The 19,899-nt window shown below is 71.2% G+C and carries 17 protein-coding genes; 4 read left to right on the top strand and 13 right to left on the bottom strand.

The annotated features are described in order from the left end of the window. Positions 1-13: 13 nt before the first annotated feature. From ACIOGX_RS11775 to ACIOGX_RS11805, 7 genes are all read right to left on the bottom strand, one after another. Positions 14-1,399, bottom strand: coding sequence for a hypothetical protein (locus ACIOGX_RS11775; RefSeq protein WP_401912334.1), 1,386 nt, complete (start codon positions 1,397-1,399; stop codon positions 14-16). Further along, the gene (locus tag ACIOGX_RS11780; RefSeq protein WP_129766763.1) at positions 1,396-2,058 is read right to left on the bottom strand and encodes a SigE family RNA polymerase sigma factor; all 663 of its coding nucleotides are present in this window, start codon (positions 2,056-2,058) and stop codon (positions 1,396-1,398) included. Before ACIOGX_RS11780 ends, ACIOGX_RS11775 begins: the two co-directional genes overlap by 4 nt. A gap of 336 nt (positions 2,059-2,394) precedes the next feature. Beyond that, positions 2,395-3,453: an aspartate-semialdehyde dehydrogenase gene (locus ACIOGX_RS11785; RefSeq protein ID WP_356515288.1), complete on the bottom strand. Its 1,059-nt coding sequence runs from the start codon at positions 3,451-3,453 to the stop codon at positions 2,395-2,397. A gap of 43 nt (positions 3,454-3,496) precedes the next feature. Beyond that, the gene (locus ACIOGX_RS11790) at positions 3,497-4,768 is read right to left on the bottom strand and encodes an aspartate kinase (protein ID WP_129766765.1); all 1,272 of its coding nucleotides are present in this window, start codon (positions 4,766-4,768) and stop codon (positions 3,497-3,499) included. Between the two features lie 234 nt (positions 4,769-5,002). After that, complete coding sequence (locus ACIOGX_RS11795; protein ID WP_356515286.1) at positions 5,003-5,671, bottom strand: DUF5063 domain-containing protein; 669 nt, start codon at positions 5,669-5,671, stop codon at positions 5,003-5,005. Continuing rightward, a complete protein-coding gene (recR, locus tag ACIOGX_RS11800) occupies positions 5,664-6,263 on the bottom strand; it encodes a recombination mediator RecR (protein WP_129766767.1) in 600 nt (199 codons plus the stop codon). Before recR ends, ACIOGX_RS11795 begins: the two co-directional genes overlap by 8 nt. 120 nt (positions 6,264-6,383) lie before the next feature. Continuing rightward, on the bottom strand, positions 6,384-6,719 hold the full coding sequence (locus tag ACIOGX_RS11805) for a YbaB/EbfC family nucleoid-associated protein (RefSeq protein ID WP_356515580.1): 336 nt from the start codon (positions 6,717-6,719) through the stop codon (positions 6,384-6,386). 335 nt (positions 6,720-7,054) lie between these two features. On the opposite strand from ACIOGX_RS11805, the gene ACIOGX_RS11810 reads away from it, so the two are divergent. Beyond that, positions 7,055-7,825: an SLATT domain-containing protein gene (locus ACIOGX_RS11810; protein WP_356515283.1), complete on the top strand. Its 771-nt coding sequence runs from the start codon at positions 7,055-7,057 to the stop codon at positions 7,823-7,825. A gap of 125 nt (positions 7,826-7,950) precedes the next feature. Here the strand turns inward: ACIOGX_RS11810 and ACIOGX_RS11815 are convergent, their stop codons facing one another. From ACIOGX_RS11815 to ACIOGX_RS11835, 5 genes are all read right to left on the bottom strand, one after another. After that, on the bottom strand, positions 7,951-8,601 hold the full coding sequence (locus tag ACIOGX_RS11815) for a hypothetical protein (RefSeq protein ID WP_129766769.1): 651 nt from the start codon (positions 8,599-8,601) through the stop codon (positions 7,951-7,953). A gap of 254 nt (positions 8,602-8,855) precedes the next feature. Then, positions 8,856-11,438 carry a dolichyl-phosphate beta-glucosyltransferase gene (locus ACIOGX_RS11820; protein WP_401913371.1) on the bottom strand — a complete coding sequence of 861 codons (2,583 nt, stop codon included), beginning with the start codon at positions 11,436-11,438 and terminating at the stop codon, positions 8,856-8,858. Between the two features lie 104 nt (positions 11,439-11,542). Next, positions 11,543-12,226, bottom strand: coding sequence for a GntR family transcriptional regulator (locus tag ACIOGX_RS11825; RefSeq protein WP_356515281.1), 684 nt, complete (start codon positions 12,224-12,226; stop codon positions 11,543-11,545). Positions 12,227-12,466: 240 nt separating this feature from the next. Beyond that, positions 12,467-13,858 carry an aspartate aminotransferase family protein gene (locus ACIOGX_RS11830; protein WP_401912340.1) on the bottom strand — a complete coding sequence of 464 codons (1,392 nt, stop codon included), beginning with the start codon at positions 13,856-13,858 and terminating at the stop codon, positions 12,467-12,469. Positions 13,859-14,067: 209 nt separating this feature from the next. After that, positions 14,068-15,090 (bottom strand): alpha/beta hydrolase family protein, encoded by a 1,023-nt coding sequence (locus ACIOGX_RS11835; RefSeq protein ID WP_401912342.1) that lies wholly within the window; start codon positions 15,088-15,090, stop codon positions 14,068-14,070. A gap of 123 nt (positions 15,091-15,213) precedes the next feature. Here ACIOGX_RS11835 and ACIOGX_RS11840 point away from each other — a divergent pair, with 123 nt between their 5' ends. Continuing rightward, on the top strand, positions 15,214-15,600 hold the full coding sequence (locus tag ACIOGX_RS11840) for a MerR family transcriptional regulator (RefSeq protein WP_356515576.1): 387 nt from the start codon (positions 15,214-15,216) through the stop codon (positions 15,598-15,600). Between the two features lie 116 nt (positions 15,601-15,716). Here ACIOGX_RS11840 and ACIOGX_RS11845 read toward each other — a convergent pair whose 3' ends face one another. Then, positions 15,717-16,736 carry a GlxA family transcriptional regulator gene (locus ACIOGX_RS11845; RefSeq protein ID WP_401912345.1) on the bottom strand — a complete coding sequence of 340 codons (1,020 nt, stop codon included), beginning with the start codon at positions 16,734-16,736 and terminating at the stop codon, positions 15,717-15,719. A gap of 208 nt (positions 16,737-16,944) precedes the next feature. On the opposite strand from ACIOGX_RS11845, the gene ACIOGX_RS11850 reads away from it, so the two are divergent. Further along, positions 16,945-17,598, top strand: a complete 654-nt coding sequence (locus ACIOGX_RS11850; RefSeq protein WP_356515273.1) for an HD domain-containing protein — start codon at positions 16,945-16,947, stop codon at positions 17,596-17,598. Between the two features lie 205 nt (positions 17,599-17,803). Then, complete coding sequence (locus tag ACIOGX_RS11855) at positions 17,804-19,897, top strand: serine/threonine-protein kinase (protein ID WP_401912348.1); 2,094 nt, start codon at positions 17,804-17,806, stop codon at positions 19,895-19,897. Positions 19,898-19,899: the final 2 nt, after the last annotated feature.

Genomic DNA, 19,899 nt, shown 5'->3' on the forward strand with positions numbered 1-19,899 from the left:
CCGCGCTCCGGTCCTACGACGCGTTGAGGACGCCCGTCCGGTAGATGGTGCCGGCGCAGGCGTTGGAGATGCTCGTCTGGCCGCTCGGGGCGCCCGGCTCCGCCGTGTGGGTCACCGCGACCGAGCCGTCCAGCGTGCCGCCGTCGGTGGTGAGCTGGGTCACCGTTTCCGAGCCGTCCGAGCCGGTGTCCGGTCCCGTACCGGGGTCGCCGGTCGTGCCCCCCGAGCCGTCCTCGGACGGGGAGGGGTCGGGCGAGGCGCCGGTCGTCGGGCAGGTCTCCGAGGGGACCCAGGCGAACTTCACCTCGTACGCGCCGTTCGGCGGCAGCACCAGAGCCGTCGCCTCCTGGGAGGGGTCGGGCAGCCCGGTCGCCGGGTCGCCCGCGGTGTGCGACGCGACAAGGATCTTGCTCTGGTCGGCCGCGCCCGTGGCCAGGACGTTGACCGTGCCGCGGCCGGTGACCGAACAGCCCGAGGACGAGACATTGGAGACGCGGAAGCTCCCGTAGACCATGCCCGCGGCGTCCGGGGTGCCCGTCTGGCCGACGACCAGGAGCTGGCTGGAGTCGCAGGGGGACGAGGAGGCGGTCTCGTAGGGGGCTTCGGAATCGACCGAACCGTCCTTGCCGCCGTCCGGCGAACCCGACGCGCTTCCGTCGTCCGGCTTGTCCTTCTTATCGGTCTCGTCCTCGTCGGCGGACACCTTGTCGGAGGGACCGTCCGCGTCCTTCTTGCCGCCCGTGGCCGCCTTGTCGGCGTCGGTGCCGCCCTGCGCCTGCTCGCCGTGGCCGGTGCTGACGGCCCGGTCGTCCATCACATCGGTGGAGTTGGCGACATGGACGAAGGCAGGGACCGCCGTACCGAACAACAGCGCGGCCGCCGCCATGCCGACGACCGCCTGGCGCTTTCTGGCCCGCCGGGTCGGTACGGCCTTGCGGAGATGGTCGAGGGCGCCGTCGGACGGCCGCAGGTCGCCCACGGCGCCGTGCAGCATCCGCCGCAGCGCCAGTTCGTCCCCGTTCAGGACGCCGTTCAGGTCGTTGCTCACGACCTCGCCGCCGTCACCGTCACCACGGTCGCCGGCACGACCGCCACCGTCGCCACGGCCGCCGCTGTCGACACGGCCACCGCTGTCGCCACGGCCACCGCCGTCACGACGGCCACCGCCGTCACCAATGCCGCCCTTGGCGGCGTTCTTATCCCTGTCGGCACTCGTGTCACCGAGGCCGCTCAGCTCATTCTCCGGCCCGTTGTTCACAATTCCGTTTCCAGTCAGGTCGTTCGTCGGGGCGTCCGGGCCGGCCGGCTCGTGCCCGCGGCGCTCGCCGCGGCCCTCGCCTCGATCCCTGCCGGGGTCCTCGCCCCGGCCGAATCCATGCCGGTCCTCGCGCCCACTCATGCCGTGGCCTCCATGGCGACGCGCAGCGCCGCTATGCCGCGCGAGCCGTATGCCTTCACCGAGCCCAGGGATATCCCGAGCGTCTCGGCGACCTGCGCCTCGGTCATGTCCGCGAAGTACCGCAGGGACAGCACCTCGCGCTGCCGGCGCTGGAGTCCGCGCATGGCCTTGATCAGCGCGTCCCGCTCCAGCAGGTCGTACGCGCCCTCCTCCGCGCTCGCCATGTCGGGCATCGGCTTCGAGAGCAGCTTGAGACCGAGGATGCGGCGGCGCAGCGCGGAACGGGAGAGGTTCACGACCGTCTGCCGCAGATACGCGAGGGTCTTCTCCGGCTCACGTACACGATTGCGCGCGGAGTGCACCCGGATGAATGCCTCCTGGACGACGTCCTCGCAGGAGGCCGTGTCGTCCAGCAGGAGTGCGGCGAGACCGAGCAGCGACCGGTAGTGGGCGCGGTAGGTCTCGGTCAGGTGGTCGACGGTGGTACCCGCGGCCATCGCCTCGTCAGCGCCGTCGCGCTGGGACGGTATACGTGCGGGCCGCGCGGCGGGCATGGGGGCGATCACCGGCATACCGCCGGGCGTGCGGGGCCGACGGAGCGGACGCACTGTCGCGCCGCGCACCGGGCCGATCGCTGTGATTTCGAGAACCTCTGCCACGCCAGTTGGACACGCTTCCCCCCACCAGGGTTGTACGCGCACGCCATCCCATTTGACGCTGCACCAAATACCCTCATGCGTAACTGATCTCCCCCTATGCCCCATTTTTGCGACACCGCAAAGGGGCGACCGCAGAGACGCTTTCCAGCCGTCCAGCGGTTGCAGAGCTCTCGCGGAAAGACGGATGTGCATCGTCGAACACCACAACGTCCCAGTTCAAGAGGCATAGAGCGTGGAACTGCCCACAGGACGTTCACAGATTCTACAAAGTTTTACGGATCTCTGGCTTCCTGATTTCGCTCGCTCACACGGCTGCCGCTCCCGGAGGGTGGGGAGTTACGGCCGCGACAGCTCGACGGCGACGGCCTCGGCGATCTGAGCCGTGTTCAGCGCGGCGCCCTTGCGGAGATTGTCGCCGCAGACGAACAGCTCCAGCGCCCGGGGGTCGTCCAGCGACCGCCGTACCCGCCCCACCCAGGTGGGATCCGTCCCCACCACATCGGCGGGCGTGGGGAAATCACCCGCCCCGGGGTTGTCGAACAGCACCACGCCCGGCTGGGTCGCCAGGATCTCGTGGGCCCGGCCGACCGTGATCTCCTGCTCGAAGCGCGCGTGCACGGCGAGGGAGTGCCCGGTGATCACCGGGACCCGGACACAGGTCGCCGACACCCGCAGCGTCGGCAGGTCCAGGATCTTCCTGGTCTCCTCGCGGATCGCCATCTCCTCCGAGGACCAGCCGCCCTCCAGGGCGGACCCGGACCACGGCACGACGTTCAGCGCCAGCGGGGCGGGGAAGGGCCCGGTGGCATCGCCCACCGCGCGGCGCACATCGCCGGGGCGCGTGCCCAGCTCCGTACCCGCGACCAGGGAGAGCTGTTCACGCAGCGCGCTGACGCCGTCCCGTCCGGCGGCGCTGACCGCCTGGTACGAGGAGACCGTCAGCTCCCGCACCCCGAACTCGGCGTGCAGCGCGCCCACGGCCACGATCATCGAGAGCGTGGCGCACCCCGGGCTCGCGACGATGCCGCGCGGACGGGCCCGTACGGCGTGGGGGTTGAGCTCGGGCACGACCAGCGGGACATCGGGGTCCATGCGGAACGCGGCCGAATTGTCCACGACCACGGCGCCCTTGGCCGCGGCGACCGGTGCCCACTGGGCGGACACCTCGTCCGGTACGAGGAACAGCGCCACGTCCACACCGTCGAGAACAGCCTCGGAGAGCGCGACGACCTCGGTCGCCTCACCCCGTACGGACAGCTTGCCGCCCTCCGTACGGGGTGAGGCGATCAGCCGGATGTCGCCCCAGACGTCCGCGTGCTGCGACAGGATCTGGAGCATCACGGCGCCGACGGCTCCGGTCGCACCCACGACCGCGAGCGTCGGCCCGCCGTTCATCGCGCGGCGCTCCGCGCGGCGCCGCGGGGCGCGGACGGCGCGTTCATCGTCCGGTGCCTCCGTAGACCACGGCCTCGTCGGAGTCGCTGTCGAGCCCGAAGGCGGTGTGCACGGCGCGCACGGCCTCGGTGACCTCGTCCGCGCGGGTGACCACCGAGATACGGATCTCGGATGTCGAGATCAGCTCGATGTTCACACCCGCGTCCGAGAGCGCCTCGAAGAATCCGGCGGTGACGCCCGGGTTGGTCTTCATGCCGGCGCCGACGAGCGAGATCTTGGCGATCTGGTCGTCGTAGCGCAGCGACTCGAACCCGATCGTCGGCTTCGTCTTCTCCAGCGCGTCGATCGCCTTGCGGCCCTCGGTCTTCGGCAGCGTGAAGGAGATGTCGGTCAGACCGGTCGACGCGGCGGAGACGTTCTGCACCACCATGTCGATGTTGATCTGGTTGTCGGCGATGGCGCGGAAGATCGTCGCTGCCTCGCCGGGCTTGTCGGGGACACCGACGACCGTGATCTTCGCCTCTGAGGTGTCATGGGCGACACCGGAGATGATGGCCTGCTCCACCTTGCGGTCCCCTTGCGGTTCGTTGCTGACCCATGTGCCCTGGAGCCCCGAGAACGAGGAACGGACATGGATCGGGATGTTGTAACGGCGTGCGTACTCGACGCACCGGTGCAGCAGCACCTTGGAGCCGGAGCTGGCGAGCTCCAGCATGTCCTCGAAGGAGATCCAGTCGATCTTCCGGGCCTTCGTCACGACCCGGGGGTCCGCGGTGAAGACGCCGTCCACATCGGTGTAGATCTCGCACACCTCGGCCTCCAGCGCCGCCGCGAGCGCGACAGCGGTGGTGTCCGAGCCGCCACGGCCCAGCGTAGTGATGTCCTTCTTGTCCTGGGACACCCCCTGGAACCCGGCGACGATGGCGATGTTGCCCTCGTCGAGCGCCGTACGGATCCGGCCCGGCGTGACATCGATGATGCGCGCTTTGTTGTGGACCGAGTCGGTGATGACGCCCGCCTGGCTGCCGGTGAACGACTGGGCCTCGTGGCCCAGGTTTTTGATCGCCATCGCCAGCAGGGCCATGGAGATCCGCTCTCCCGCGGTCAGCAGCATGTCGAACTCACGCCCGGCGGGGATAGGGGATACCTGCCCGGCGAGATCGATCAACTCGTCCGTCGTGTCGCCCATCGCCGACACCACGACGACCACTTGGTGGCCGTTCTTCTTGGCGTCGACGATCCGCTTGGCGACCCGCTTGATGCCCTCGGCATCGGCTACGGAGGAGCCTCCGTACTTCTGCACGACAAGGCCCACGTGCGCTCCTCGCTCAGTCCATAGTCACTGTCGGCTCAGTTTAACGAGCGGCCGCACGACGTCCCGGCTATACCACATCGTGAGATGTCCCGCCCACTCCGTGATCACCTTGAGACGGACACGGCCGCTCGGTGTGCATGCATGCCCCCGATGGCGCGGTACACGCGGGAACGTGGCCCACGTCACGAAGCTTTGCCCGCTCACGCCGCCCGTGTCACGCCCGAGCCGCCCGCGTCACCTGAGCGTGCGCATGCCCAGCGGGGTCGCGATCTCCTCCGCCATCACCTTGCCGGCCTCCTCCGCCAGCACGTCCTCGGCCTCCTCGGTCAGATCCTGGTCGGTGTCGAGGCCGTCCAGGGCCGGGAGCGGCTGGTCGAGGCGCACGTGGGCGACCAGCGACTGAAGGGCGCGGAGGGTGGCGGAGGCGGTGGAACCCCAGCTGGAGAAGTACGAGAACTGCCACCACCACAGCGCCTCGGTCGTCCGGCCCGCGCGGTAGTGGGCCAGGCCGTGGCGCAGATCCGTCACCACACCGGCGATGTCGTCGGAGATACGGGACGGCACGGGCGCCTTGCGCGGCTCGTACGGGTCGAAGACCTCGGAGTAGACATCGATCGGTTCGAGGATCACGGCGAAGCGCTCGCGCAGGTCGTCGACGTCCGGCTCGGGGCCGAGATCGGGCTCGTACCGCTCGTCGGGAAGGATGTCCTCGTGGGCACCCAGCCGGCCGCCGGCCAGCATGAGCTGGGAGAACTCCAGCAGCAGGAACGGCACGGCGCTGTCCGGCTCATCGCCCTTCGCCACTTCCGTGACGGCCACGATGAAGCTCTCGATCTGGTCGGCGATCTGGACCGCGAAGTCGTCCGGATCCTGGTTGACGGCGTGCAGCGTTGCGTCAGACATCGAGAAGTCGTCTCCCCTCGAAGGCACGCCCGAGCGTGACCTCGTCGGCATATTCCAGGTCGCCCCCCACGGGCAGACCGCTGGCCAGGCGCGTGACCTTCAGGCCCATCGGCTTGATCATGCGGGCGAGGTACGTGGCCGTGGCCTCGCCCTCCAGGTTGGGGTCGGTCGCCAGGATCAGCTCGGTGACCGTACCGTCGGCGAGACGGGCCAGTAGCTCACGGATCCGCAGGTCATCGGGGCCCACGCCCTCGATGGGACTGATCGCGCCGCCGAGCACGTGGTACTTGCCGCGGAACTCGCGGGTGCGCTCGATGGCGACGACGTCCTTCGGTTCCTCCACGACACAGATCACCGTCACATCGCGGCGCGCGTCACGGCAGATCCCGCAGCGCTCCTCCTGCGCGACATTGCCGCACACGGCGCAGAACCGGACCTTGTCCTTGACCTCAAGGAGGGCATGGGCGAGACGGCGCACATCGGTCGGCTCGGCCTGGAGGATATGGAAGGCGATCCGCTGCGCGCTCTTGGGACCGACGCCGGGCAGCCTGCCCAGCTCGTCGATCAGTTCCTGGACCACGCCTTCGTACAACGGACTGCCTTCCCTACTACGGTGAGTACATACGCTAGTTGGTGTCAGCGCGGGTTAGAAGAGCGGGTTGGAAGAGCGGGTCACGCGGGTTCGCGGGCGCGAAAGAGCGCGAAGGACGCGTCAGAAGGGCAGGCCCGGCATCCCGCCGAGTCCCTGCGCCAGCGGACCCAGCTTCTCCTGCTGGAGCTGCTGCGCGTTGTCGTTCGCCGCGTGCACGGCGGCGACGACGAGATCCGCGAGGGTCTCCGTGTCCTCGGGGTCGACGGCCTTCGGGTCGATGACCAGAGAACGCAGCTCTCCGGAGCCGTTGACCGTGGCCTTCACGAGACCACCGCCCGCCTGCCCCTCGACTTCGGCGTCCGCCAGCTCCTCCTGTGCCCGCGCGAGGTCCTGCTGCATCTTCTGGGCCTGCTGGAGCAGCTCTTGCATATTGGGCTGACCACCACCGGGAATCACGGTCACTCCTGGCATCTCGACGACGAGTTACTGGACGAGTTGTCCGTAAGGCGAGCCTACGTGGTCCCCGAGCACCGCGCCCTACCCCACCGGAACGAACCCCAAGCGAACTCTTTCGAGTGAGAGCCTCCCGCTCCCCTACCTGATCACGGCGCCCACACGGAAGGAAATGCCGGGGTTTCGGGCACAGCGCCCACCATTTGGCGGTAGGAAGTGCATACGCGTCAACAGGCGCGTCGACAGGCCCTGGGGGCAGGCCCTGGGCAGCCCCCGGCCCGTACGCGCACACAGGACCGTCACGCAGAGTCACAGCCAGACCGCAGAGGAGTACCCAGGTGAGCCAGCCGGAGATGCAGCCCGGAGGCCCCGCCCGGGAGGAGGGGCCGCCGTCCGGGGAGACCACCGGCGAGGACGAGAGCGGCCCGCCGCCCTACGGCGATCTGACCGGCGGCCCGTTCCCGCTCGGGGACTGGGGAGAGCCCGCGGAGCGGCTCGACGAGCTCTACCGCTGGGTCGAGACGGGGGCGCTGCGCACGGTCGACTGGTATCTCGCCGACCGGGTGCGCAAGCGGCGCGCCTCCCGCGCGCTGCGGGCGGCGACGGCCCTCGCGGTGACGGCGGGCGCGGCGCTGCCGCTGCTGGATCTGACGGGCGCGGTGACCGGGGCCGCGGGGTGGGGATACCTCTCGCTGCTGCTGGGCGCGGCCTGTGTGGGCTGCGACCGGTATCTCGGGCTGACGTCCGGCTGGATGCGGGCGGTCGCGACGGCCCAGGCGGTGCAGCGCAGGCTACAGACGTTCCAGTTCGACTGGGCGTCGGAGTGCGTACGGGAGGTCCTCGGGCCGACCGAGGGCACGGCCAGCGAGGCGGCGGAGCGCTGCCTCGGCGTCCTGCGGCGGTTCACCGAGGACGTGACGGAGCTGGTGCGGGCGGAGACGGCGGACTGGATGGTCGAGTTCCGCTCGGGCCCCGCGCCGCTGATGATGCAGTCGGTGCCGATGGGCGGGGCGCGCGGCGAGGGCGTCGTACCGCCCCCGGGACGTTTTCCGCTCCCCCCGGGCGCCCGCCCCAACATGCCGAGGCAGCGACCGCCGGAAGCGCGGTGAGGGCCGTGAGGGTGGGAAGCGCGGTGAGGCGGGAAGCGCGGTGAGGGCCGGGGGCGGGGCGGGGGGCGGCTCGCGCCGGCCCCCGGTCCTCGGCCCCGGCCCTCGGCCCTCATACTGCTCGCGCTTCAACTGAAGATGATCATCGAGCCCTGGCCCAGGCTCCTGGTGGCCGCCGCGTGCAGGCCGAGCCACACATGGCGCTCCCGGGCGAACGGGCCGTCGTCGTACGGAATCGAGGTCGCCGGTTCCTCCAAGGACGTGGGGCGGGCCGGCGGGGCGGGGGCGGACGGGGGGTTGGCCGGATCGATACCGATCGCCGGGCCGACGATCTCCAGCTCCCGCAGCAGACCCTGCGTGGAGCCCAGCGGGCCGCCGCCCGCGAGGAGTTCCTCGTTCGAGAGGGGCGCGTCGTAGTCCACCGGGACATACGCGCCCGCGTGGTCGTAGTGCCAGACCAGATGCGACTGCTGGGCCGTCGACTCGAACATCTCCAGCAACTGCTCGTAGTCGCCGCCCAGTTCACCGACCGGCGTCACCGCGAGGCCGCAGAGCTGGAGCAGATACGCGCGCCGCAGGAAGTGCAGCGCGTCATAGTCGAAGCCGGCGACCGGGGCGACATCCCCCGAGAGGCCCGGCATATAGGCGAAGACGGGAACGGACGGCAGCCCGGCAGCACCGAGTGCCTTGTCGTAGACGGCGATCTCTTCGGCGAAGGGGTTGTCGGGGCTGTGGCACAGCACATCGACGAGGGGGACCAACCACAGGTCACAGGCCAAGGGAGGCTCGCTCTCCAACGGGTTCGTACGCGGGCGCGCGATGGTCGCGACGGTCGGGACAGCGTAATGCGGCGGGCACGTCCAGCGAAGAGGCCGGGTCGACGGGGACCCGTATGTACGGGGTGGGTACGGGGTGGGTACGGGGTGGGCAGGGGGTGTTTCGTGTGTACGGGGTTTCGTGTGTACGGCTTCGTGTGTACGGGGCTTCGTGTGTACGGAGGCCACATCGCCGACAGCACCCCGTGGGCGACGGATCACCGCGCGGGCGGCAGATCCCAGATCCATGCCCCGCCGATCCGCTTCCCCGGCCCCCCGAGGAGCTTCTCCAGCGTCTCGTACAGCGCCGCGTCATTGGGCTGCGACGCGAGCACCACCACCCCCGCCTTCCAGAACTCCAGGTCGAAGCGGGCCTGCGCGCGCCACTTCGCGTCGATGGCCGGGACCTGTCCGCTGTAGCGGACATCGCGCAGCAGATTCGAGGTGTAGCGGGCCGGGGCGCCGTAGATCCCCCTCCGCTCCTCGCCCCAGGGCCCGTTGAAGTACCCGCCGGGCACCGAAAAACCGAGGCCGCTCGCCGACTGCCAGTGCAGCGCCTCCGCGTTGCCGGGGTCGGGCACCGGTACGGGCACCACGGTCTCGCCCTCGCCGACGTACGAGCGGTACATACCGTCCGCGATGAACGCCGGGACGTCCGGGCGCTCCCGTACCGGCAGCGGCGTCGGGACGATCGGCAGCAGGGCCCCGGCCACCACCGCGTACGCCACGAGCCGGAGCCTGCGCCGCTCCGCCAGGGCCGGTCCGCCGAGCCGCAGCTCCCGCTCCTCGGCGCGCCGGTCCGCGAGCCGGTCGGCCGCCAGCGCCACCAGCGCGCCCAGCGCGGGCGCGCAGACCATCGCGACCCGCGACTCGATGACCGACTCGAAGAGCGGCTGATGGGCGAGGATCCGCCAGGGGCCCGTCAGCACCACATCCGTGAAGGGGATACGTATCTTCGGCCCCAGCGAGAGCAGTGCCGCCGCTGCCGCCGTGAACGCCAGCGCCCTGACCACCGCGGCCCGCCACAGCCACAGTCCGATCCCGAACGCCAGGGAGATCAGCGGCCAGCCGTAGAAGGCGTTCTGCTCGGTACGGTTCATCGCGAGCCGGTCGGCCGTCGCGTCGTCGCCGAACAGCGAGCGCCCGGAGTACTGGAGGAAGGCGAGCGGGCTGTTGCCCGCGTTGTCGCCGTGCAGCACGCTGTGGTAGCTCTGCGGGCCGAAGAACTGCCAGTACAGCGGGATCGCGACCAACGGCAGACACACCAGCAGCGCCCACCCCAGCCCGCGCAGCAGCGGTCGCAGCGCCGCCCGCGCGCGCTCGCGGTCCACCACGGCGTACGCGAGCGCGAAGAGCAGTGTGCCCATCACGGCGAGCAGCAGCGGCTCCTCGCCGAGGAAGATCTGGTACGTCGCGAAGAGCCCCAGCAGCACCCCGTCCCGGACCACGCGCCGGCCCTCGCAGAGCCGCAGCGCCCGGTCGATGATCACCGGAATCATGAACAGGACGAGGAAGTTGGGGTGCGCGTTGGCGTGCGAGATCATCGGCGGCGCGAAGGCGGCAAGGGCCGCGCCGAGCGCCGCCGCCCAGCGTCCGCGCACGAGCCGGCGCGCGAACAGCCAGTACCAGGTGAGCGCCGTGGCCGCGAGACCGAGGGTCAGGACGAGCGCCCAGGTGACGGTCGGACCGAAGGCGAGCGTGACGGGAGTGAGCGGGACGGAGAGCCCGAGCATGACGGTGTTCGCCATCAGGTTCACGCCGTCGGGGAAGTTCTGGAGGGTGGTGAACAGCGGGTTCCGCAGGTGGGTGACGTTGTCGGCGGTGACCCGGAAGAACCACTCCCACTGGTTCTGGTCGGAGCCCGCGTCGGCGAGATAGGCGTGGTCGAGGTCGGCCCACAGCCCCTTGTAGAGGAAGAAGGAGGCGAGGAGGAAGAGCATGCCGACGACCAGGTCGGTACGGCGACGACGACCGGGACCGGTGGTGCCGGTGGCATCTCCGGTGTCTGGCGTGTCTGGTGTGTCTGGTGTGCCGGTGGTGTCTGTGGTGCCGGTGGTGCCGATGGTGGAGTCGAGGCCGGGGCCACGCCGTGCCGCCCTGAGCCGCAGCAGCTCCAGCAGCACCCGTCCGTAGTCCAGCGGCCTCACCTTGGAGCCCCGCTGGTGCGCCCAGCGCACCGGCACCTCCGTCACCGGCCAGCCCGACCGCCGGAAGAACCGCAGGATCTCGACGTCTATCCCCCAGCCGTCCAGCCGGGAGCCGGCGAAGGCGGCCCGCGCCCGCTCGCCGTCGAAGAGCTTGAAGCCGCACTGTGTGTCGGCTATGCCGTCGAGCGCGACCAGCCGTATCAGCCGGTTGCCGAACCGCCCCAGCCACTCGCGCAGCGCCAGCTGCCGTACCTCGATCCGCGCGTCGGGGTGCGCGCGCGAACCGATCGCCGCGCCGCCGCCGTCCGCCCTGAGCTGCTTGTCCAGCCGGTCCAGCTCATCGATCGGGGTCGCGAGGTCCGCGTCGGTCAGCAGCACGCGCCGGCCGTGCGAGGCCAGCACGCCCTGTCGCAGGGCATGGCCCTTGCCGTAGTTGCCACCGCCCGTCACGACCCGGACGCGCGGCTCGCCCGCCGCGGCCTCGGTGGCGACCGCGGCCGTACCGTCCGTCGAGCCGTCGTCCACGACGATCAGCTCCCACGTACCCCAGCGGTCCTGGTCCGCGCTCAGATACGCGCGGATGGCGTCCAGGGTGGGGCGCAGCCGCCCCTCCTCGTTGTACGCGGGGATGACGACGGACAGATCCACGCGCACCGCGTCCGACGGATTCGCCGCGTCCGACGGATTCGCGTCCGACGGGTTAGTCGCCTCCGCCGTGTTCCCCGCGCCCACTCCCGAGGCCCTCGCTATGTCGCCGGTCACCGTTGCGGACTCTCCAGCCTGTCCGCCCACGCGAGCGCATGGTGGTCGTACTCACCGATCACGGCACGCACCGCCGGTGCGTCACCGAGGGTCAGCGCGTCGACCAGCTGCTCGTGCCCGCCCCACAGCCGCTTGCGGACCTGCGGATCCTCGCGCAGGAACGGCACCGAGAACACCCAGGCCTGGACGCGCAGCCGGTGCAGGAAGTCCGCGACATAGGGGTTGGCCACCAGCGCGCACAACTCGCGCCAGAACCGCAGGTCGTAGCCGATGAGAATGGTCAGATCCCCGCTCCTGGCCGCGCGCGCCGCTTCCTCGGCCCGGCGCCGTACGGACACCAGCACCGCGCCGTGCGCCCTGGCGGACAGATGCTCGCCCTCCAGCCTGCGGAAGACGGCGTCCACGATCAGCGAGCGCGCGTCGACCATCCGCCGGAAGTCGTCCACCGAGAACTGGTGGACGCGGAAGCCACGGTGCTGGTCGGAGTCGAGCAGATCCTGCGCGGAGAGGTCGACCAGCGCCTCCCTGACCGGGGTCGCGGAGACCCCGTACTGCTCGGCGATCTGCTTGACGGTGAATTCCTGGCCCGGCAGTAAACGCCCCGCGAGCACCTCGTCACGCAACGCGTCCGCGATCTGCTGCCGCAAGGTATTGCGGGTCACAGCTCCGCTGGCGGGCATGGTTTTCTGTCCCCTCGTCCGGCTTGGGACACCTTAAGCCAGGTGACGCGGGGGTTCGGGGCGGGCAGGCCGGACCCGCCCGCCCCGCGCCGGGGCCACCCGCCGCCCGCGCCGGAGCCCCACACCGGAGCCCCGCGCCGGGGCCACCAGTCGACTCCGCCGGACCCGCCCGTCGACTCCCGCCGGACCCGCGCATCGGCTCCGGCGGAGCCGGCCGTCGGGCTCCGCCGGTTGGCCGTGCTACACCGTGTGCTCGTCCGCGACCGTCAGTGCCAGGTCCAGGACCGCCAGCCCCTCCTTCGCCTCGGCCTCGGTGATGTTGCAGGGCGGCACCGCGTGCGTACGGTTCATGTTCACGAAGGGCCACAGGCCGTTCTTCTTGCAGGCCGCGGCGAAGGCCGCCATGGGCGCGTTCGCCTCGCCCGACGCGTTGTACGGCACGAGCGGCTCGCGCGTCTCCTTGTCCTTGACCAGGTCGAGCGCCCAGAAGACCCCCGTACCGCGCACCTCGCCGACCGACGGATGCCGGGCCGCCAGATCACGCAGCCCCGGGCCGAGGACCGTCTCGCCGATGTGCGCGGCGTGCTCGACGACCTTCTCGTCCGCCATCACCCCGATCGTCGCGACGGCGGCGGCACAGGCCAGCGGATGACCGGAGTAGGTCAGCCCGCCGGGGTACGGACGGGTCGCGAAGGTCTCGGCTATCGCGGCGGAGATGGCGACCCCGCCCAGCGGGACATACCCCGAGTTGACGCCCTTGGCGAAGGTCAGCAGGTCCGGCACCACGTCGAAGTGCTCGGCGGCGAACCACCTGCCCGTACGGCCGAAGCCCGCCATCACCTCGTCCAGGACGAAGACGATGCCGTGCCGGTCGCAGATCTCACGGACACCCGCGAGATAGCCGGGCGGCGGCGTCATGATGCCGGCCGTGCCCGGGATCGTCTCCAGGATGATCGCGGCGATGGTGGCGGGGCCCTCGAAGGCGATCGTCGCCTCCAGGTGCTCCAGCGCGCGGGCGCACTCCTCGGCCTCCGTCGTGGCGTAGAACGGCGAGCGGTAGAGGAACGGCGCCCAGAACCGGACCACGCCGGACGTGCCGCTGTCGGACGCCCAGCGGCGCGGGTCGCCGGTCAGATTGATCGCGGTGGACGTACCTCCGTGGTACGAGCGGTACGCGGAGAGCACCTTGGGACGGCCGGTGTGCAGCCGGGCCATCCGGACGGCGTTCTCGACGGCCTCGGCGCCGCCGTTGGTGAAGAAGATCTTGTCGAGATCGCCCGGGGTGCGCTCGGCGATGAGGCGTGCGGCCTCGGAGCGCACATCGATGGCGAAGGCGGGCGCGAAGGTGGCCAGCCGGCCGGCCTGCTCCTGGATGGCCGCGACGACCGTGGGGTGCTGATAGCCGATGTTGGTGTAGACGAGACCGCTGCTGAAGTCGAGATAGCGGTTGCCGTCGTAGTCCCAGAAATAGGAACCCTCGGCGCCCGCGACGGCGAGCGGGTCGATCAGGCCCTGGGCTGACCAGGAGTGGAACACGTGCGCTCGGTCCGCGGCCTTCACCGCGGCACCGGACTGCGGGTCGGCACGGTCGGCATCGTCGCCGTGGCCGACATGGTCGGTATGAGGGGTCATGCTGGCAAGGGTAGGGAGGCGCGGGAGCGGGGCGGTATCGCCAGGTTGTATGGAGTGGGCCATTTTGGTCGGCATCCTGTCGGGGCGAGCGGTGCCAGGGCCTGACAGGGGTTGCCAGGGGTTGCCAGGGCCTGCCAGGGGTTGCCGGGGCCTGGCGGGGGTTGCCGGGGGTCACCAGGGTTTGAGGAGCCCGGAGGTTGCCGGGGTGCTCACTTGGATTCCAGCCGCCCCAGCGGGTGGGGGTCGGCGAGGGCCTTCCGCGTCGCCGTCCAGTCGGAGCTGTCGATGCCGAGGGCGTGGCGCAGGTAGGCCAGGGTGACCCGCTGGACCAGGGCGACGCGCTCGGGGTTCTCGTCGGTGGTCTCCGCGGCGTGGTGGCCGGAGATCCCGCCGAGGAAGTGTTCGGCTCCGAACAGGGTGAGCAGGCTCTTGTCGCCGGGGGCCAGGACGTACGGATCGGTCGTCCAGTCCGCTCCCCGGACGGTCAGCGGAAGGACGTCCCTGTCCCCCGCGATGACGAGGGCGGGGGTGGTCATGTGCCCGAAGTCCGGATGCCTCAGCCACGGAAGGGTCTCGGCCGCGAAGGGCGTCAGGGCGTCGCCGCCCCTGCCGGCCGTGGCCAGCAGCACGCCCGCCTTGACGCGCGGGTCGGACAGGTCCTCCTCCTGCCCTGTCCGCGGGTCACGGACGCGCAGCCCCAGCAGAACGCCCGCCGTCTGGCCGCCGAAGGAGTGTCCGGCGGCGGCGATGCGGCTCCGGTCCAGGCGTCCGCTCAGGCCGGGGACGGCCGCCTCCAGTACGTCGAGACTGTCGAGGACGCGCTTCATGTCCTCGACGCGGAACCGCCACAACCGCGGCGCGCGGGGGTCGTCCGCGGGCACGCCCAGCGTCTTGGAGTCGAGATGGGTGGGCTGGATCACCACGAAGCCGTGGGCGGCCCAGTAGTCGGCCAGCGGCCCGTAGCCGTCCAGCGACGAGCCGAAGCCGTGGGCGAACAGCACGATCGGCAGGTCGCGTCCGGTCACGGGCGCGGAGACGCGTACCCGCAGGTCCGCGCCGCGCGGAGGCAGATCCGCACCGCCTGCCGGGGCCGTGGCCGTGGCCGTGGCCGTGGCCGTGGCCGTGGCCAGGGTCGGGGCCGGGGCCGGGGTGGGGGTCGGGGTCGGGGTCGGGGTCGGCGCCGGCAGCACGATCGGTTTGACCGAGACGATGGCGGGGTCGTGTTCGGGCATGGGCCACACTCCTTCGACGGACGGGAACGGGGCCGGTGGTGGGCGCCCTCACGAGTTACGCTAAAACCTGACGCTGACGTCAGAGGCAAGTCGGTGTGACCCAGATCGCAACGGGGGTGCGTGGTGCGTATCGGTGAACTCGCCACCAGGACAGGGGCCAGCGTCCGGGCCCTGCGCTACTACGAGGAACAGAACCTGCTCACCTCGGAACGCAGCCCCGGGGGCCAACGGCACTACCCGGAGAGCGCGGTCGACCGCATCCAGCTGATTCAGCAGTTGTACGCCGCCGGCCTGTCGAGCAAGGCGATCGTGGAACTCATGCCGTGCGTCGTCGACGGCAACGCCACTCCGGAACTGCTGGATCGCCTGTCCGTGGAACGGGACCGTATCGACGGCAATATCGCCGATCTGGTCAGCACCCGGAACCGGCTCGACTCCGTCATCGCGGGGGCCGGCACCCAACTGCGCACAGGCCGGTCCTGCCGGACCAAGGACACCGGAGACGACTGACGCGGGGCGGCTCGGCTCACTGGGCGGCTCGGTTCGCGGGGCGGGGGGGCGGTCAGCTCGGGGGGCAGCTCGCGGCGGCGGTCAGCTCGCGGGGGACGGTCAGCTCGCGGCGGCGGTCAGCTCGCGGGGGCGGTCGTCCGGAAGCGGGACCGGTACGCCGACGGCGTCACGCCCAGCTGCCGCAGGAACACCCGCCGCAGCGATTCGTCACTGCCGAGCCCGCTGCGCCGCGCCGCGCCCGTCACCGTCTCCCCCGCCTCCAGCAGCGCCTTCGCCGCCTCCAGCCGTACGGACTCGACGTACGCCGCCGGTGTGCTGCCGACCTGCTCGTTGAAGAGCCGGGTCAGATGGCGCGCGCTCAGCCCGCCGCGCCTGGCCAGCGCGGGCAGCGAGTGGTCGGCCGCCGGATCCGCCGTCACCTCCCGCAGCAGTCCGCGCAGCCCGTCGTGGCGCGGGCTCGGCGTACGGGCGGCCACGGAGAACTGCGACTGCCCGCCCGGCCGCTGGAGGAAGACCACCAGATCGCGGGCCACCTCACGGGCCAGCTCGACGCCCTCGTCGTCCTCGACCAGCGCGAGCGCGAGGTCGATGCCCGCGGTGACCCCGGCCGAGGTGTACGTACGGCCGTCCCGTACGAAGATCGCGTCCGGGTCCACGGTGATCGCGGGATGGCGCCGGGCGAGAGCCGCCGCGTGCCGCCAGTGGGTGGTCGCGCGCCTGCCGTCCAGCAGCCCGGCGGCGGCCAGCGCGAAGGCGCCGGTGCAGACGGACGCGATACGACGGGACCGCTCGGCGCCGGCCAGTTCGGCCACCGCGTCCAGAAGCCCGGCAGGCGGCGGGCGGTGCGGCAGATCGTCGGAGCCCGGGACGACGAGCGTGTGCGTCCTGCCGACCTCGGCCGCCGCCACGTCGGCGTGCAGCCGGGTGCCGGTGGAGGTGATCACCGGACCGCCGTCCGCCGAACAGACCGCCGTGCTGTACGCGCCGCCGAGCCCGGCCGCCGTACCGAACACCTCCAGCGGCGCGGCGACGTCCATCAGCCGAACGCCGTCGTACACGAACACGGTGATGTTCCTGCGTTCGCCGATGTGCCCGCCGCCCCCGATGTGCCCGCCGCTGCGCTCTCCGGCCCTCATACGGCCAACCGTAGCCCGGATCCATGGCCATATGTGTGGGATACGGGTCCTGATAGACATGGCAGGGGCAGGGGCAGCGGGCTGACAGTGGAAGTGGAAGACCGAAGCCGAAGCCGAAGTGGAAGCCGAAGTGGAAGCCAAAGCCGAAGCGGAAGTGGAAGCCGAAGCCGAAGCCGAAGCCGAAGCAGCGTCGCGAAAGGAACCCGCCATGTCAGCCCCAGCCTCAGCCGAACGCATCGCCGGTATCGAGATCCCCGACAGCGCCCTCGCCAAGGAGGCCACCGAGCTGGTGCGGGACACCACCAGCCCCCTGCTGTACGACCACTCCCGCCGGGTGTTCCTCTTCGGATCGCTCCAGGGACGGCGGCGCGGACTCACGTACGACCCCGAGCTGCTCTACATCGGCGCGATGTTCCACGACCTCGGCCTGACCGAGAGCTACCGCGCCTCGCGGCAGCGCTTCGAACTCGACGGCGCCGACGCCGCCCGCGACTTCCTGCTGAGCCACGGGCTCTCGCAGGAGAGCGCGCGGATCGTCTGGACCGCGATCGCCCTGCACACGACACCGGAGATCCCGTCGCACATGGAGCCCGAAGTCGCGCTGGTCACGGCGGGGGTCGAGTTCGATGTGCTGGGGATGGGGCTGGACGCCGTACCGGACAAGGTGAGGCAGCAGGTCGTGGCGGCCCATCCCCGGCCCGACTTCAAGCGCCGGATCCTCCAGGCGTTCACGGAGGGGATCGAACACCGGCCGGAGACGACCTTCGGCAATGTGAAGGCGGATGTGCTGGCGCGCTTCTCGCCCGGGTTCGTACGGACGGACTTCGTCGACGTGATCGAGAACTCGGCCTGGCCCGAGTAAGCGTGACGGAACCCGGAGCCCGTGGGAGGAGCCCCGGACCCCGTGAAAGGAGCGTACGAACGAAGCCCTCGAACGAAGCCCTCGAACGAAGCCCGTCGCTCCGGCGAACACCGGTCCGTAGAGGTTTCGTTCGAGGGAGGCGATGAGTTCGGCCGTGTCATGCGAGATGATCCGAGGCGTGACGATGGGGAGGGGCCGGCCGGCCATGGAGAAACTCGCAGCTGACGATCCGCAACGCATAGGCGCCTACCGGCTGCTGGCACGCCTCGGCGCGGGCGGCATGGGCCAGGTCTATCTGGCGCGCTCCGACCGGGGTCGTACGGTCGCCGTCAAACTCGTCCACGAGGAGCTGGCCGCGCAGGAACAGTTCCGCGGCCGGTTCCGGCAGGAGGTCGCGGCGGCGCGCCGGGTCGGCGGTACGTGGACGGCGCCGGTCCTCGACGCCGACACGGAGGCGCCGGTGCCCTGGCTGGCGACGGGATACGTGGCGGGCCCCTCGCTCCACACGGTCGTCTCGGGCGGTCCCGGCGGTCCCGGCGGTCCCGGCGGTCCCGGCAGGCCGGGCGGGCCGGGCGGGCCCGGCGGCACGGCTGGTGGCGGTTACGGTCCGCTGCCGGAACGTTCCGTTCGTATCCTCGCGTCGGGCCTCGCCCACGCGCTCCAGGACATCCACGCGGCGGGCCTCATCCACCGCGACCTCAAACCGTCCAATGTGCTGGTGACGATCGACGGGCCGCGCGTCATCGACTTCGGCATAGCCCGCGCGCTGGAACCGGTCGCGGACGAGGGCCTCACCCGGACCGGCTCGCTGATCGGCTCGCCCGGTTTCATGGCGCCGGAGCAGGTACGCGGGGACCGGGTGACGGCGGCGTGCGATGTGTTCTGCCTGGGCTCGGTCCTGACGTACGCGGCGACGGGCCGGCTGCCCTTCGGCACGGCGGACACGGGTGTGCACGCGCTGATGTTCCGTATCGCGCAGGAGGAACCGGATCTGACCGGACTGCCCGAGGGCCTGTCCGAGCTGGTACGCGGCTGTCTGGAGAAGGATCCGGCCGCGCGGCCGACGACACGGGACGTACTGGCCCGGGTGGGCGAGGCGGCGGACTCGGGGGCGGGACCGGGCGGCGAACCCTGGCTGCCGGGCGGGCTGCTGGCCCAACTGGGACGGCACGCGGTGGAGTTGCTGGAGCACGAGGACCCGACGGGCCAGCTGCGGAAACTGGGCCAGGAAACGCTGCCGGGACCGGGACCGGTGCCGGTGCCGGGGACGAAGAAGGGACCGGAGCCGGAGCCGGGGCCGGGGGTGCGGGCGGAGACGCCGTCGGAACAGACGCTGCGGCTGGCGCCGACTCGACCGGGTCCTGCCCCGACTCCGAAACCGACGGGCGCCTTCCCGGCCCCGACACCCACCCAGGCACCTGCTCCGGGCCCGGCACCTGCCCCCGGTCCGATACCTGCCCCGGGTCCCGCAGCCGCTCCCGGTCCGATACCTGCTCCGGGTCCGGCAGCCGCTCCCGGTCCGGCAGCCGCTCCCGGTCCGATACCTGCTCCGGGTCCGGCAGCCGCTCCGGGTCCCGCTCCGCAGCCGTACGGCTATCCGCAGCCGGGATACGGCCCGCCGCACCCTCCCGCGCAGTACTACCCGCCCCAGCACACGGCCTTCGGCCCCACCCCTCCGAACGGCATGACACCGACGTACGCCACGCCCCCGGAGCCCGAACCCGCGCCGCGCAACACCCGCGCCACGATCGCGCTGATCGCCGTGGCCGTGGTCGTCGCGATCGGGGCGGGCGGTTCGGTGTACGCCTTCATGGACGGCGACGACAAGAGCACACGCGTCAGCGGCACGGCCGACCCGACGCCCTCGGCCGACGATCCGGCCGGCCCTTCGTCGAAACCGTCCGCCGATCCCTCCCCGTCCCCCTCCGGGGAGGAGACCAAGGACGGCGACGTGCCCACGCGGTATCTGGGCACGTGGACCGCAGCAGTGGACACCAGCACGGGCAGCAGCAGCCGCGAACTCGTCATCGAGCAGGGCGAGGTGGGCGATACGGTCCTCTCCCTGACCGTGGACGGCCCACCCGGCGACGGCACATACCACTGCGTCTTCGCGGCCCCCTTGGCGTCGGCCCCGTCCCCGGACGAGCCGCTTCGTATCGGCCCCTCCACCGTCACCACCGGCGAACCCATGTCCTCCTGCACGCCCGGCACCCCGACGGAGCTGACGATCGAGCCGGACGGCACCTTGCGCCGGGTGACGACGGCCGGCGAGTCGCTGACGTACACCAAGGAGAACTGAGT

This window comes from Streptomyces sp. NPDC088147, from assembly GCF_044741565.1.
GTDB lineage: Bacteria > Actinomycetota > Actinomycetes > Streptomycetales > Streptomycetaceae > Streptomyces.